Genomic DNA, 14911 nt, shown 5'->3' on the forward strand with positions numbered 1-14911 from the left:
AAAACGAGGAAGCCGGGAACCAGCTGACCCATTGCGTTGTTCTGCGCCAAGAGGAGATGATCACGATGGCCACTATTCCCACACCCGAGCCAACACCGACCCCGGTACCACCGCCTCCCATCCCCGATCCCAAGCCCGTGCGTGAGCCGGACCCCGACAGGCTCCCCGACGAGGACCCCATTCCCAATCCGGATGAAAACGATATTCCGCCGAAGCGGATGTCTTTCAGCCGGCAGTTGCCGTGATCGTTCTGCAGCCTGTCTGGCGATTGCTTGCGCCAGCGGCGCCGCCTGTCAGATTTCGAGCATGGCGTAGGGGCGGCCGGTCGGCTTGGCGACATGCATGGCAACGTTATAGACCGACGCTCCGCCCGGCGTACGGCCCTCATAGGCGCCACGATGCGCATGGCCATGCACCACTGCGCTGACCTGGAACCGGTCTATTGTCTCGGCCAGGCGTGACGAACCGAGAAACGGGAAAATCTCCAGCGGCTCGCCTTCGACCGTCTCGACGACAGGCGCGTAGTGCAGAACGACAAGCGTGCGTTTGGCGCGGACCTGCCGCATCGCGTTTTCAAGCCGCATCGCTTCGTTCACGCTTTCCGCCACCATCGACTTGATCGCCGGTTCGCCAAAGGAGCCGAGCATGCGCGATCCAAAACCGCCAACGAAACCCTTGACCCCAACGAACCCGACCTCGTGAATCTCCGTCGCCTCGCCGTCGAGGAGATGAACGCCCGCCTGACGCAAAATGTCGGTGACCTGCTCGACGGCGCCTGACTCATAGTCGTGGTTGCCAAGTACGGCGACGACCGGGATCGTGCAGGCACGCAGTTCCTCGGCAAGGATTTCGGCCTCCCGAGGCTTGCCGAGATTGGTAAGGTCGCCGGTCAGCACGAGAACCTGGGCTTCGCGCGACATCTCGCCGAAAAGATCGCGGTACGACGCCTGGTCCTCCTTGCCGACATGCAGATCGCCGATGGCGGCGACCTTGAGTGTGCCGCCGTTTTCGGCCTTTGCCGAAGCAGATTCGAGCTCGTCAGCCATCGCTATATTCTCCTTCACCGCCGACGTCGGCAAAGCCCCATTGCTTGACGTCGATCTCATAGTCGGTTCGTGAAAGCATGCGCCCGCGGCAGATCCGCATCCGGGAAGGCGGCAATTCGCGCTGCTTGGCCAGCCGGTCGAGCAACTCGTCGAGCAGCCACGCGGGCACACGGTCTCGCTCCGTCGGATAGATCCATCTGAAGTTCAAGAGATGCATCAGCAAGACTTCCCAATGAACTTCCATGTAGGAAAGCAGCCTTTGCCAGTCGATCTGGTCGTGCGCCTTGAGGATGGTGTGCGCGACGTCGGCGCCATCATGCCGGCCGCGGTCCTGGATGAAGCATTTGGACCAGATAAGCTCGGTTGGGCCGATGATCCGCACGTGGCTGCCCAGCAATTCGGCCTGGCGAGCATGCTCCAGCCACTGGTCGTCGACAGGCATTGTGCCGTTCATCGAGGTGAAGATGACGTCGAAAAAATGCGTGCCCCTGAACACCTTGCCGAGCCACCGGTCGTCCTCGACCACGACCGCATAGCCGATCTGCTTGAAATGGGCGAGGATGCGCGGGCAGTCGCCGGCCTTGCAGAAAATGTCGAGATCCTTGGTCGGGCGGATGATCCCGGTATAGGCGCTTACGGCATAGGTGCCGGCGACGAGAAAGGGGATGCCCGTCGCGACAAGCTCGCGGATCGCTTCGATATAAAAGACCTCCGCTTCGGCATTGCGAGGCGTCGGGGCGGCTTTTGGATCGACCGACGGAACGGATGCCGGGATGGCGCTTTCCGGTGGGGGATTGATGATCATAGCACATGACTCCTGGCCCGGCAGACCAGCAGCCGCCTGTATCTAATAGCCAAGCATGCCCGATGGTTCCCGCCGCTGCGTGCCACCGCCGCTCTCGCCTGCTGCATCAGGCGAACACGCCGCGGTGGCGGGCCTTCGAAGCGGTCGTGGCCCTCGGCCGCGGCGGCAGCCATAAAGAGACATGTGAGCGGTTATTTTTGGCGTCAAGATCGCAGCGCGCTTCGGCCTCAAGCGCGTCGAGGCGTAGTGGGCCCGCTATCATTCTCGGGTCCGGAAAGGATTGGTTTCAACATGGTTCCCGAGCTGTCGGAGGCGCTGCGCACCCGGCGTAACAGCCACTTGAGCGCCCGTAGCCAAACCGACTCTGTTTTCCGGAACGCTGCAGGCGGCGTGGCGAAAAGGCCATTCTCCATTTTGTAGTTCCTCACTGTCTCAGTCCAATCAGCGTTCTTCAACGAGCAAAACTTGTGTTGGTTCCGTGTCGCCATCGGCGGGAGCACGGGCTGGACAGGCGAAGCCATCATTGGTGGGTTCAAGCAGGCTAGCCTTCTGCAGCGAGATCAGCGCCTCGCGAGATCAGGGGCCTCGGCGATCAAGTCGCGGAATTAAGCCACTAGCCGGCGGGATTCAGCTCGTATCCTGATGCGCCGGCTCTGGACACGGCCCGCGAAGGCTGAAATTGTTACCGGCATTTCCAGTTGCAAATTTGATTGGGCGCGGCGGGGATGGCGCTGGTTTCTGAAGACATTGCCAGCCATCCGGCACTGCGTCGCCATGTCCAGGCTCAGTCGCGGACGCTTCTCCAAACCTATGAAGCGAACCCGCGGCTGGCCTCCGTATTCGCCGCGCAACAGCGTTGGCTGATGGCCCATATCGGCCTTGGCTTGTATTTCAATCGAGAGCCGGACGATCATCGCAAGGGACTTACGTCTGCACGGTTCATGGACGACATCTGCCGGCATTCGGTGGCCAGCCGCAACACCGCCGACGCCTTCCTGAAGGAGATGCTGCATTACGGTTTCATCCGGCATCTGCCGATCAAATACGGGCGCATCCGCCCCTTTGAGCCGACCGCGGGCACTCTGGAGACGGTTGCCGGCTGGGTCATGGCGCATCTGAAAACGCTGGACAGCCTGGACAATGGATTTCGACTGGCTGCATTCGTCGCACAACCGGACCTGCTCGCCAAACTGCAGCCGCTGGTGGCCGACGGCCTGCTTTCGTCGCATGCCGTGCGGGAGCCGAGACAGACCTTTTCCTTGTTCACCTGGCTCGACAATGGCGGCATCGTCATGGATTGGCTGATGTCTGGCGTCGATCCCGATCATGCTGACCTGGACCGAATTCCGACCGGTGTCGTCTCAATCGGAGATTTCGCGAACTGGCTCAAGCTTTCCCGGACCCACCTGTCACGCAAATTGCGCGATGCCGAGGAACTCGGCAGCATCGGCTGGTTGGGCCAGCGGGGTCACTCGGTCATGTGGGTGTCGAGCGAGTTCTATCAGGAATACATGACCGCCCAGGCGGTCAAGCTCGCCATCATCGATGCAGCCTTCGACAATTGTGTTGTAACTTCCGAAGCCAGCTGAACGGCGAGCCGAACGCCGTCGTGGCGGCTTTGGCGCCGCCGCGACGAAGGTTTGGCATTTCAATCGATGTCGAACGAAACGCCCTGGGCGAGCGGCAGCGCCTTGGAATAGTTCACCGTATTGGTAGCGCGCCGCATATAGGCCTTCCAGGCATCCGAGCCCGACTCGCGGCCGCCGCCGGTTTCCTTCTCGCCGCCGAAGGCGCCGCCGATCTCGGCCCCCGAAGTGCCGATATTGACGTTGGCAATGCCGCAGTCCGAACCGTCGACGCCGAGGAAGCGCTCGGATTCCTGCAGGTCGCGGGTGAAGATGGACGACGACAGCCCGGCGCCGACCGCATTGTGCTCATCGAGCACGGCGTCGAAATCCGAATATTTCATCACATAGAGGATCGGCGCGAAGGTCTCCTCCGTCACCGGCGAAACTTGGCGCGGCATTTCGACCAGCGCCGGACGCACATAGTAGGCCTCAGGCTGGCCGTTCTCGACCCGCATTCCGCCGGTTATCTTACCGCCATGCGAAGCCGCCTCCTCCAACGCCTTCTGCATGTTGTCGTAGGCAGCCTTGTCGATCAACGGGCCGACGAGAGCGCTTGTCTCCAGCGGATTGCCGACCGAGACGCTTTCATAGGCCTTCTTCAGGCGCGGAACGAGCTGGTCATAGACGCTCTCATGCACGAACAGGCGCCGCAGCGTCGTGCAGCGCTGGCCGGCCGTGCCCATCGCTCCAAAGGCGATCGCGCGCAGCGCCATGTCGAGATCGGCCGTCGGGCAGACGATGCCGGCATTGTTGCCGCCGAGCTCCAGCACGGCACGGGCAAAGCGCTTCGCCAGCCGTGGGCCGACATCCCTGCCCATGCGCGTCGAACCGGTGGCGGAGACCAACGGCACCTTCGGATGGTCGACCAGGATCTCGCCGACGGCGCGATCGCCGATCAGCACGGGCGCCAGCCCTTCCGGCGCATCGCCGAAACGCTTTGCCGCGCGCTTGAAGATCGCTTCGCAGGCGAGCGCCGTCAGCGGTGTCTTCTCGGACGGCTTCCACACCACCGCGTCGCCGCAGACCAGCGCCAGCGCTGCATTCCACGACCAGACCGCCACCGGGAAATTGAAGGCCGAAATGACGCCGACGACGCCGAGCGGATGCCAGGTCTCCATCATGCGGTGGCCGGGGCGCTCGGTGGCGATGGTCAGGCCGTACAATTGCCGGGAGAGACCGACGGCGAAATCGCAGATGTCGATCATCTCCTGCACTTCGCCAAGACCCTCGGATGGAATCTTGCCGACTTCGATCGAGACCAACCGGCCAAGCTCGGCCTTGTGTGTGCGCAATTCCTCGCCGAGCAGCCGTACCAGTTCGCCGCGCTTGGGAGCTGGTACCTGCCGCCACGCCAGGAAAGCTTTATGGGCATTGTCGATGGTCGTTGCCGCGTCGGCCGGCGAGATGGTTTTCAGCGCGGCGATCTGCTCGCCGGTCACCGGGCTACGCACGATGAGATCGCCGCCTGTAAGCGCGCCCTCGGCAACACCCAGTTTCGCCAGAAGCCCGGCCGTTTCCTTCGCAATCGTCATTTTCATCCCTTTCAGATCCCGCCGCTCATATGGCGTCGGTCAAAGCCTTGTGCCACGCCGTCTCTGTGCCGGTCGGCACATCAGGCACTGTCATGGCGTGGCATTACTCGTTTCAGGGAAAAATCGCCACCCCGGCATGGTCTAAGCAAAGGTCAGACCGTTGAACCAGGCGGAGGCGTCGGATCAATGCGCCGTTTGCTTGGCGCCTTCTTTCATCAGCCGGTCGATATGCATGCGGATATGCGCCGCCTCGGCTGCCGTGTTGGCAAGCGCGATGGCGCGGTCGAAAGCGACACGCGCCTCGTCGCCGCGGCCAAGCTGCATCAGCAGGCCGCCCTTGAGGCCGAAGAAGTGGAAATAGCCGGAAAGCCTTTGCTCCAGCGGCTCGATCATGGCGAGTGCGGCTTCCGGTCCACGCACCTTGGAGACGGCGACGGCGCGGTTGAGCGTCACCACCGGCGACGGCTGCATCTGCTCGAGCAGGCCGTAGAGCAGGTCGATCTCGTTCCAGTCCGTATCCTCGGGCTTTTCCGCCCGTGCATGCAGCGCGGCGATCGCCGCTTGCACCTGGTAGGGACCGGGCTTGCGATGGCGCAACGCCTTATCGACCAGCGCCAGGCCTTCATCGATCATCTTGCGGCTCCACAGGCTGCGGTCCTGGTCTTCGAGCAGCACGATCTCGCCGTTCTCGTCGAAGCGAGCCGGCGCGCGTGCATGCTGCAGCAGCAACAGCGCCGTCAGTCCCATGATCTCCGGCTCGGTCTGGAATAGCCTGAGCAGCAGCCGGGCCAGCCGGATCGCCTCTTCGCAAAGCGGCGCACGCGCCGACGCCTCGCCGCTGTTGCTGGAATAGCCTTCGTTGAAGATCAGGTAGACCATGGCAGCGACGGCGGCGAGCCGTTCGGAGCGCTCGACCGCTCCCGGCGTCTCGAACGGCACCCCGGCGTCGGCGATGCGCGCCTTGGCTCGAGTGATACGCTGCTCCATGGCGCTTTCACCGACGAGGAAGGCGCGGGCGATCTGCTTGACCGTCAGGCCGGAGACGATGCGCAACGCCACCGCGATCTGCTGCGTGGCCGGCAGGTCGGGATGGCAGCAGATGAACAGCAACCGCAAAATATCGTCGCGGTAATGCGCACCGTCCAGCCGCTCGGCGATGTCGCTCTCGGCATCTTCGAGATCGGAGATCTGGTCCTCCTCCGGCAGCGGCGCCTGCTTGGCGCGCTTGCGCACCGCATCGATGCCGCTGTTGCGGCCGACGAAGATCAGCCAGGCTGCCGGATCGCGCGGCGGGCCATTTTTCGGCCAGTTGTTCAGGGCCCTCAGGCAGGCGTCCTGGAATGCTTCCTCCGCCGCGTCGAGGTCGCGGAAGTAGCGCAGCAATGCTCCCATCGCCTGCGGGCGAGCGGTGCTGATTGCCGTGCTGATCCAGGCAAGTTCGGTCATGCGGAAACCTTGGCGGGATTGAAGAGCGAGACCGGCCGGATCTCGTAGGAGCCGCCGCTCGGGTTGACCTCGGAAAGCTCGCGCGCGAAGTCGACGGCCTCGTCGAGGTCGGCGCATTCGAGCGTGTAGAAGCCGAGGAACTGTTCCTTGGTTTCGGCAAACGGGCCGTCGATGACGATCGATTCGCCCTTGACCTTTCGCAGCGTTGTCGCCGCCGTCGTCGGCAAAAGCCGCGCCACGGGGCCAAGCCGCCCGGCGTTGGCATATTTCTCTTGTACGCCGATAAGTTTTTCCATGACGGCATCGTCCTGCTCCTTGCTCCAGGAGCAGACGACGTCTTCAGAGGCATAGCAGAGGATCGCGTAGAGCATGGGTCGTCCTTTTCTCTGTCAAAGGACGAAACACTAGGACCGATCCCGACATGGCGTCGACAAAAAAATACGCCCCGGTCCTGCGTCATTCCCTCGCCTTCAGCCATCTCAAGACCAGGGCCTCCTCGTCGTCGAGCCCGGCGATCGAGCGCTTGCCTCTGTTGGCGTCCGCCATTTCGCCAAGCAGCCCTCCTTCGGACCAGGCGCGGAAGACTTCCGGATGGATGTAGCAGCGGCGGCAGACGGCGCGCGTATTGCCGAGCCGCTCGGCAACCTTGTCGATGACGCCGTTCATCGCCCGCTTTTGTTGTGCCTGGCCTTCCGGGCGTTCGGTTTGCGCAAACAGCGACGCCGCGTGGATGGTTCCGCCCCACGTTCTGAAATGCTTGGAGCTGAACTCGACGCCGGCATTCTCCCTGATATAGCGGTTGACGTCGTCGGAGCGCACCGGATGCCTGTTTCCTTCCTCGTCGAGATACTGGAACAGTTTCTGGCCCGGCAGGTCCTGCGCTCCACGCACGATCTTGGCGATCCGGCGATCGACAAGCTTCAATCTCCATTCCTTGCCGGATTTGCCGATGAAGGCAAAACGCAGGCTCGAGCCCTTGATGTCGACATGGCGGTCGCGCAGCGTGGTCAGCCCAAAACTCTTGTTATCGCGGGCGTAGGCGGCGTTGCCGACGCGGATCATCGTGTTGTCGAGCAGCCAGACGATGGCCGCAACGACGCGTTCCAGCGGCAGGCCGTGACGGCGCAGATCGGCATCGATCTGCCGTCGCAATTCGGGCAGGCTTTCGGCGAAGGCGATGAGGCTCGAGTATTTGACCCCGTCACGCTCCTCCGCCCAGTGCTGATGATAGCGGTATTGCTTGCGCCCGCGCTGGTCCCGACCGGTTGCCTGAATGTGACCGTCGGCATCCGCCGAGATCCACACATCCGTCCAGGCCGGTGGAATGGCGAGCGCCTTGATGCGTGCCAGCGCGTCCTGGTCGACGGCACGTCCGTCGGGCCCTTTGTACGAGAACCCGTTGCCTGAACGCAGCCGGCGAATACCGGGTTCGGTGTCGGCGACATAGTTGAGCGAGGCCCGAACGGCCGAGGCGTGCGCGCCGTTCTCCAGCGCTCCGTTCCGCGGCACCCCGTTCTTTGGTGCAGCTTTCCTAACAGCCGATCGGCCAGACGACGACCCGGATTTGTCCAGCATGTCCTCTCCACGGAATTTCCGTAGATAAGCCGCCTGCTGGCTGCGGGTTCCACCGCCTTTTGATTGCCAGGACAGATTAACGACGACGCCGTGCAACGAGGAGGTGCCGTCACGCCTTTTCGAGCACGACCGGTATGACGTCGACTGCCTGCTCGCCAACCTGCCCGCCCGTGGTTTTCAGCACGCCGACGATCGGCGCCACATCGGAGTAGTCGCGGCCATAGCCGACCGTGATATGATCGTTGCTAGCGCGCATGCCGTTGGTCGGATCGAATTCCTGCCAGCCGGCATCGCGCCCGCACCACACCTTGACCCAGGCATGCATGGCGTCGGCGCCTTCGAGCCGCGGCTTCCCACGCGGCGGGATGGTGCGTAGGAATCCGCTGACATAGCCTGCAGGAATGCCGAGGCCACGCAGGCCGGCGATCATAATATGGGAAAAATCCTGGCAGACGCCGCGCTTCAGGCCGAAGGCGTCGCTGGCCCGCGTCTGCACCGTGGTCGCCTCGCCGTCATAGGTGAAATCGCGGTGAATGCGGTTGCACAGAGCCATGGCCGTGCCGACCGTCGAACTGCTGGCACTGCCTTTCGCATAGGCAGTGATTGCCGGGTCGATGCCGGCATGATCGCTGGCGGCCAGAAAGTGATGCGGCGAAGCCGGCGCCAGCGAGTGCACCGCGCCGAGTTCTTCCCTCAGCCGGCGTAGGTCGGGCGATACGTCGAGCCCGGGCTCCGGCCGCGACACTGAAACACGCGCGCTCATCCTGATGTCGAGCGCATCATGTGCGTCACGAAAGGCGATCGAGGTGACACTGTTGCCGAAAAAGTCGGAAAAGTCGGAGCGTTCGCTGGGCGCCGGCACAAAAGACAGTGAAGCGGCGATGACGCGCTGTACGCCAGGGATGGTCGGCGGCAGCACACGCACCTGATGGCGGCCGCCGCCGGCCGCCGCATCATAGTCGTAACGCAGGTGAAGCCTGATGTCGTAGAGCATGCCGTCTCTACCCGAAATAGGCTTTGGAGAGGCTGTTGTAGAGGCCGCCGATTTCATTGGCGAGATCGCTGAGGGCCTTGGCCGTCATGTCCGAGGGCTCCCTGATGGCGATCGACGTGTTGAGCTGCAGGATTTCCTTGGCCGCCGGCGACATATGGCCTTCACCGCCGACAGCGGGCAGCAGCGCGATCTCGGCCTTCAGCCGTTCGAGTTGGAACAGGATTGAGCGCGGGTTGAGCGGATCGAGCGCCAGAAGGTCGACCACCGTGCGCCGTCCCGCCTGCACCGGATATTGCCGGCGGTGGGTCATGACGCTGTCGCCGATCTCCAGCATCATGTCGAGCGCGCCTTCCGGCGCCTCGGCCCTGGTCAGTCGGGCGAGCGTGCGGGCGATCTGGATGCCGCGTTCGAGCCTGCGGCCGATTTCCAGGAAACGCCAGCCGGCGAAGCGGTACATATTCTCGTGCAGCAGGCCGGAAAACCCGGCCAGCTTGCGCAGGATGACCGTCATTGCCCTTGTCGCGTCGTCGCCCGGCGCCACTGTCACGGCAAATTGATGGATGGTCTTCGACAGATCCTTCAACGCCAGCCAGCCATCGGGCGAGAAGCGGTCGCGGATCTGCCCGGCGCTGTAGACGGCGCTGTCCAGCGTGCCGATGAGCCCCAACGGGATTGCCGTCTCGACATCGATGCCGAACGGCGCGAGATAGTCCCTGATGTCGGCGAGCAGCGGCATCTCGGGATCGGATGTCTCGGCCAGCCGCACGTGGTAGGCGCGCAGGATGCGCACCGTGTCTTCCGATCGCTCGATATAGCGGCCGAGCCATGTCAGGTTCTCAGCCGCGCGGCTGGGCAGGCTGCCCGGCAAAGTTCGGGTGAAGCTGTCATGCTCCTGCGGCAGCAGCGTCTCACGCTCCACCGGCCTGTCGCTGACCACCCAGACATCCGCCGCCTGGCCGCCGCGCTGCATGGCGATGGCCGTCGGGTCGAGCGAGAAGCCGACACGGGCAAAACCGCCCGGCATCACGGTCCAGCCTTCCGGCGTCCGCGCCAGATAGACGCGCAGGCTTGCCGGCCGCGGCTCCAGCCAGCCGCTGACATAGACAGGAGTGGTCGACAGCGTCACCGCTTCCTGGCCGACAAAGTCGCCGCCGTCTTGTTCGATCCGGGCGACGAGTTCGGCCCGTTCCTCGGCCGACAGCGCTGACCCGAGCTTGGTCGAGCCGTCGTCCTCGAAGGCAAGCCGCGTCGACAGTGCCGGGCCGATCACCATGCTATCGATATTGGCGAGCACATGTTCGCGCTCCGTATCCTGCCCGCACCACCATGTCGCGACGGTCGGCAGCAGCAGTTCCTCATTGCGCAGGGCGCGCGAAATCTTCGGCAGGAAGGCGAGCAGAGCGCGCGTCTCCATCAGGCCGGAACCCAGTGCATTGACGGCCGAAACCGCCCCTTGCCGGACCGCTTCGACCAGCCCCGGCGTGCCGATCTGCGAGTCCGACCGCAACTCGAGCGGATCGGCAAAGGCGGCGTCGAGCCGTCGCCACAAGACGCTGACCGGCATCAGCCCCGAAACTGTGCGCACCATCAGCCTGCCGCCGGAGACAGTCAGGTCCTCGCCCTCGAGCAGCATGATGCCGAGATAGCGGGCGATATAGGCATGTTCATAATAGGTCTCGTTCAGCGGTCCCGGCGTCAGGATGGCGACACGGCCGCCGGCTTGCTTGGCCATGCCGATCAGCGCATCGCGAAAACGGCGGAAGAAACCGGCCAAGCGGTGCACATGCATCTCGCCGTAAATGTCGGACAGTGCCCTTGTGGTGGCGACGCGGTTTTCCAGCGCAAAGCCGGCGCCCGATGGCGCCTGGGTGCGGTCGCCAAGCACCCACCAGCGGCCGTCCGGGCCACGACCGAGCTCGAAGGCGCAGAAATGCAGGAAATGGCCGCTGGCAGGCCTGGTGCCGACGACCGGCCGCAAATATTCCGAGCTGGCCGCGATCAATCCAGCCGGCAGAATGCCTTTCTCGACCAGCCGGTTCGGCCCGTAAATGTCGGCGATGGTCTCCTCGAACAGATCGGCGCGCTGGACCAGGCCGGCGCTGATGTCAGCCCATTCCTCCTCCTCGATCAGCAGCGGCACATGCGCCAGCGGCCATTCCCGCTCATTGGCGCCGGCCTTGTCGTAGACGCGGTAGTAGACGCCGGCATCGCGCAGGTACTGGTCGGCGCGGGCAAAACGCTGGGCAAGCTTTTCCGGCCCCAGGTCCTCCAGTGCCTCGATGAAGTGCCGCCAGGCCGGCCGCGGATTGCCCGACGCATCGACCATCTCGTCGACGACGCCGTCGATCGGTTGATAGTGCTCCAGCAGACTGTGGGTCTGCGGCTTGCTGCGCAGCTTTTTGTGATTCCCCTTCGCCATGGCTGATCAGAGTCTTTGCGGCCGCCGAAGGTCAAGGGTCATCGGGAAATCTTCAGAGGCTTCTTCGTTGCGCAGCACATAGCCGGACGGAGTATGGCCACGCGGCTCGAAGCGGGCGAGCCGCCGCGCCTCCGCTTCATTGCCGTTGACCGGGAACGTGTCGTAGCTGCGCCCGCCGGGATGTGCCACATGGTAGACGCAACCGCCAACCGCGCGGCCCGACCAGCGGTCATAGATATCGAAGACCAGCGGCGTGTTGACCGGCAGCGCCGGATGCAGGCCCGACGCCGGCTGCCAGGCCTTGAAGCGAACGCCGGCCACCGCGATCTCGCGGTTGTCGGTCACCTTCATCGGCACCCGGCGGCCGTTGCAGACGACGGCGTGACGTTCCGGGTTGAGCCCCTCGGTCTTCACCTGCAGCCGTTCGACGGAGGAATCGACAAAGCGCACCGTGCCGCCGATCGCGCCTTGCTCGCCCATCACATGCCAAGGCTCCAGTGCTTGCCTGAGCTCCAGCTTGATGCCGGCATGCTGGACCTCGCCGCAGAACGGAAAGCGGAATTCGAGCTGGGCGTCGAACCATTCCGGACGGAACGCAAAGCCGTTCAGCTTGAGGTCGTCCAGCACATCGAGAAAATCCGCCCAGACATAATGCGGCAGCATGAAACGGTCGTGCAGCGAGGTGCCCCAGCGTACGAAGCGGCCGTCGAGCGGGTTCTTCCAGGCCCGGGCGATGATGGCGCGCACCAGCAATTGCTGCGCCAGGCTCATGCGCGCGTTGGGCGGCATCTCGAAGCCGCGGAATTCGACCAGCCCCAGCCGGCCGGTCGGCCCGTCCGGCGAAAACAGCTTGTCGATACAGATTTCGGAGCGATGCGTATTGCCCGTCACGTCGGTCAGGAGGTTGCGGAACAGCCGGTCGACCAGCCACGGCAGGGGTGCCGCGCCCTTGTCCGGATGTGGCACCTGCGCCATCGCGATCTCGAGTTCGTAGAGCGAATCGTGTCGTGCCTCGTCGAAGCGCGGCGCCTGGCTGGTCGGGCCGATGAACAGGCCGGAGAACAGATAGGACAGCGATGGATGCCGCTGCCATTGCAAAACAAGGCTCTTCAACAGGTCGGGGCGGCGCAGGAACGGACTGTCATTGGGCGTGGCGCCGCCGACGACGACGTGGTTGCCGCCGCCGGTGCCGGTGTGGCGGCCGTCGATCATGAACTTGTCGGCGCCAAGCCGCGTCTGCCGCGCCTCTTCGTAGATCGCCGTGGTCGTCGCCACGCAATCCTGCCAATTCGCGGCGGGGTGGATATTGACCTCGATGACGCCGGGATCGGGTGCGACACGGATGACATTGAGGCGCGGATCGTGTGGCGGGCCGTAGCCCTCGATATGCACCGGCAGTCCGATCGCCCTTGCCGCGTTCTCAGCCGCCGCGACCAGTTCGAGATAATCCTCCAGCGCCTCGACCGGCGGCATGAACACACAAAGCCGTCCGTCGCGCGGCTCGACCGAAAGCGCTGTGCGCACGGCGCCGCCGATCTCGGTAATCTCCTGTTCGACGCGGTCTTGCTGGCCGGTAACGGCCGTGAAGGAGACCGCCTGCTGGCGTCGCGCCATTTCGTCGGCGCCTTCCAGTTCGGCCGGAGCGGGCGAAGAAGCAGCACCGGGCAAGATCGCCTCACGCGCCGGCAATGGTCCGCGCGGCAGCGATGGATCGACCGGTACGATATAGGGGAACTGCGCCGGCGGCACATAAGGCAGCGTGCCGAGCGGCAGGCGGTAGCCGACCGGCGAATCGCCGGGCACCAGGAACAGCCTGCCGCGCCGCGTCTTCCACTTCTCCGAGCGCCAGCGCGGTCCGGAAGCCTGGCTGTTCCAGCGCTGGACGGGCAGCACGTAGCCCGACGGCTTGGTCAGCCCGCGTTCGAACACCCGCGCCATGCGGCTGCGCTCCTCCGGGTCCTCCAGCTTCGAATTGGAGGGATCGACATTGTCCGGCAGCTTGCCTTCTTTGAGCAGCCATTCGGCCGGATCCTCATAGGCTTCGCTGACCATCGTCTTGTCGATGCCGAGTTCGTCGGCAATCGCGGTCAGCAGGCTCTCGGCCTGCTTCGGTCCGGCATCCGCCTCGCTCTTTTCATGTGCGATCAGTGACGGATCGCTCCACACCGGCTCGCCGTCGGTGCGCCAGTAAAGCGAGAACGTCCAGCGCGGCAGGCTTTCGCCGGGGTACCATTTGCCCTGTCCGTAATGCAGGAAGCCGCCCGGCGCGAAGCGTTCGCGCAGCCGGCGGATCAGCGCATCGGCCTTTTCGCGTTTTGTTGGCCCGACGGCGGCGGTGTTCCACTCGGCCGCCTCGAAATCGTCGATTGAGACGAAGGTCGGCTCGCCGCCCATGGTCAGCCGCACGTCGCCGGCCTGGAGTGCTGCATCGACCTCGACGCCCAGCGCGTCGAGCGCCTGCCAGCTCTCGTCGGAGAACGGCTTGGTGATGCGCGGATGTTCGGCGATGCGGTCGACCCGCATGTCGAAGCCGAATTCGACATTGGCGAAGCTCGCCATGCCGGAGATCGGCGCGGCATTGCGGAAATGCGGCGTTGCCGCGAGCGGCACATGGCTTTCGCCGGTGAGCAGGCCGGAGGTCGGGTCGAAGCCGATCCAGCCGGCGCCCGGCAGATACACCTCGCACCAGGCATGGAGGTCAGTGAAATCGGTCGCCGTGCCAGGCGGTCCGTCGAGCGCGACGAGGTCAGGCTTCAGCTGGATCAGATAGCCGGAAACGAAGCGCGCGGCGATGCCGAGGTTCCTCAATATCTGCACCAGGAGCCAGCTCGAATCGCGGCACGACCCCTTGCCGGCGGCCAGCGTTTCCTCGGGCGAGAAGACGCCGGTTTCCATGCGCACGATATAGGCGATCTCGCGCTGCAGGCGCGAATTGAGGTCGACGACAAAATTGACGGTGTTGGTCGGGTGGCGCGCGATGGTTTTCAGGAATGCTTCCAACAGCGGCCCTGCCGGTTCCGGCGTTCGGTAGATGGTCAGATCGTCCCTGATCTCTTCCGGGTATTCGAACGGAAACGTCTCGGCCGACGGCTCGACGAAGAAATCGAATGGATTGTAGACCGTCATGTCGGCAACGAGGTCGACCTCGATCTTCAGTTCCGTCACCGGTTCGGGAAAGACAAAGCGGGCAAGGAAATTGCCGTAAGGGTCCTGCTGCAGATTGACGAAGTGATTTGCCGGCCCGACCCTCAGCGAATGGCTGAGCACTTTGGTGCGGGAATGCGGCGCAGGCTGCAACCTTATGACTTGCGGGCCCAATACGACCGGCCGGTCGTATTTGTAGTGGGTCAGGTGATAGACGGCTGCCAGAATTGCCATGGTGCCCCTGAAGTCGGCGTTTCAAAAGGAGTTCGCTGAACCCTGACACGAATGCTGACCATTCTCCAAGCAGAGATGTTGCGCTGCA

General features: G+C 63.9%; 10 protein-coding genes. 1 reads left to right on the plus strand and 9 read right to left on the minus strand.

Annotated features, from left to right (window positions below; translation table 11 throughout):
- Positions 1-293: 293 nt before the first annotated feature.
- Entirely contained in the window at positions 294-1046 is a 753-nt protein-coding gene (locus tag NKH63_RS17685; RefSeq protein ID WP_254817011.1) for a metallophosphoesterase family protein, read from the minus strand.
- The gene (locus tag NKH63_RS17690; RefSeq protein ID WP_023720252.1) at positions 1039-1851 is read right to left on the minus strand and encodes a nucleotidyltransferase family protein; all 813 of its coding nucleotides are present in this window, start codon (positions 1849-1851) and stop codon (positions 1039-1041) included. Before NKH63_RS17690 ends, NKH63_RS17685 begins: the two co-directional genes overlap by 8 nt.
- Before the next feature lie 725 nt (positions 1852-2576).
- Here NKH63_RS17690 and NKH63_RS17695 point away from each other — a divergent pair.
- A complete protein-coding gene (locus NKH63_RS17695; RefSeq protein WP_352590664.1) occupies positions 2577-3440 on the plus strand; it encodes a hypothetical protein in 864 nt (287 codons plus the stop codon).
- A gap of 59 nt (positions 3441-3499) precedes the next feature.
- On the opposite strand, the gene amaB is transcribed toward NKH63_RS17695, so the two are convergent.
- From amaB to NKH63_RS17730, 7 genes are all read right to left on the minus strand, one after another.
- Positions 3500-5011, minus strand: a complete 1512-nt coding sequence (gene amaB / locus NKH63_RS17700; protein ID WP_352918371.1) for an L-piperidine-6-carboxylate dehydrogenase — start codon at positions 5009-5011, stop codon at positions 3500-3502.
- A 183-nt stretch (positions 5012-5194) separates the two neighbouring features.
- Positions 5195-6457, minus strand: a complete 1263-nt coding sequence (locus NKH63_RS17705; protein ID WP_352918278.1) for an RNA polymerase sigma factor — start codon at positions 6455-6457, stop codon at positions 5195-5197.
- Positions 6454-6828 (minus strand): YciI family protein, encoded by a 375-nt coding sequence (locus tag NKH63_RS17710; protein ID WP_023720249.1) that lies wholly within the window; start codon positions 6826-6828, stop codon positions 6454-6456. Before NKH63_RS17710 ends, NKH63_RS17705 begins: the two co-directional genes overlap by 4 nt.
- 85 nt (positions 6829-6913) lie before the next feature.
- Complete coding sequence (locus NKH63_RS17715) at positions 6914-8032, minus strand: DNA topoisomerase IB (protein WP_023720248.1); 1119 nt, start codon at positions 8030-8032, stop codon at positions 6914-6916.
- 109 nt (positions 8033-8141) lie between these two features.
- Positions 8142-9026, minus strand: coding sequence for a transglutaminase family protein (locus NKH63_RS17720; protein WP_023720247.1), 885 nt, complete (start codon positions 9024-9026; stop codon positions 8142-8144).
- Positions 9027-9033: 7 nt separating this feature from the next.
- The gene (locus NKH63_RS17725; protein WP_352909186.1) at positions 9034-11445 is read right to left on the minus strand and encodes a circularly permuted type 2 ATP-grasp protein; all 2412 of its coding nucleotides are present in this window, start codon (positions 11443-11445) and stop codon (positions 9034-9036) included.
- 6 nt (positions 11446-11451) lie between these two features.
- A complete protein-coding gene (locus NKH63_RS17730; protein WP_352918280.1) occupies positions 11452-14823 on the minus strand; it encodes a transglutaminase family protein in 3372 nt (1123 codons plus the stop codon).
- Between the last annotated feature and the right edge of the window lie 88 nt (positions 14824-14911).

This window comes from Mesorhizobium sp. M0960 (genome assembly GCF_040319055.1).
Classification (GTDB): domain Bacteria; phylum Pseudomonadota; class Alphaproteobacteria; order Rhizobiales; family Rhizobiaceae; genus Mesorhizobium.

Bases quoted from the DNA above. Each gene is read 5' to 3' on its own strand.
- NKH63_RS17695 (WP_352590664.1), top strand. From the start codon at position 2,577: ATGGCGCTGGTTTCTGAAGACATTGCCAGCCATCCGGCACTGCGTCGC.
- NKH63_RS17730 (WP_352918280.1), bottom strand. From the start codon at position 14,823: ATGGCAATTCTGGCAGCCGTCTATCACCTGACCCACTACAAATACGAC.
- amaB (WP_352918371.1), bottom strand. From the start codon at position 5,011: ATGACGATTGCGAAGGAAACGGCCGGGCTTCTGGCGAAACTGGGTGTT.
- NKH63_RS17710 (WP_023720249.1), bottom strand. From the start codon at position 6,828: ATGCTCTACGCGATCCTCTGCTATGCCTCTGAAGACGTCGTCTGCTCC.
- NKH63_RS17690 (WP_023720252.1), bottom strand. From the start codon at position 1,851: ATGATCATCAATCCCCCACCGGAAAGCGCCATCCCGGCATCCGTTCCG.
- NKH63_RS17685 (WP_254817011.1), bottom strand. From the start codon at position 1,046: ATGGCTGACGAGCTCGAATCTGCTTCGGCAAAGGCCGAAAACGGCGGC.
- NKH63_RS17720 (WP_023720247.1), bottom strand. From the start codon at position 9,026: ATGCTCTACGACATCAGGCTTCACCTGCGTTACGACTATGATGCGGCG.
- NKH63_RS17715 (WP_023720248.1), bottom strand. From the start codon at position 8,032: ATGCTGGACAAATCCGGGTCGTCGTCTGGCCGATCGGCTGTTAGGAAA.
- NKH63_RS17705 (WP_352918278.1), bottom strand. From the start codon at position 6,457: ATGACCGAACTTGCCTGGATCAGCACGGCAATCAGCACCGCTCGCCCG.
- NKH63_RS17725 (WP_352909186.1), bottom strand. From the start codon at position 11,445: ATGGCGAAGGGGAATCACAAAAAGCTGCGCAGCAAGCCGCAGACCCAC.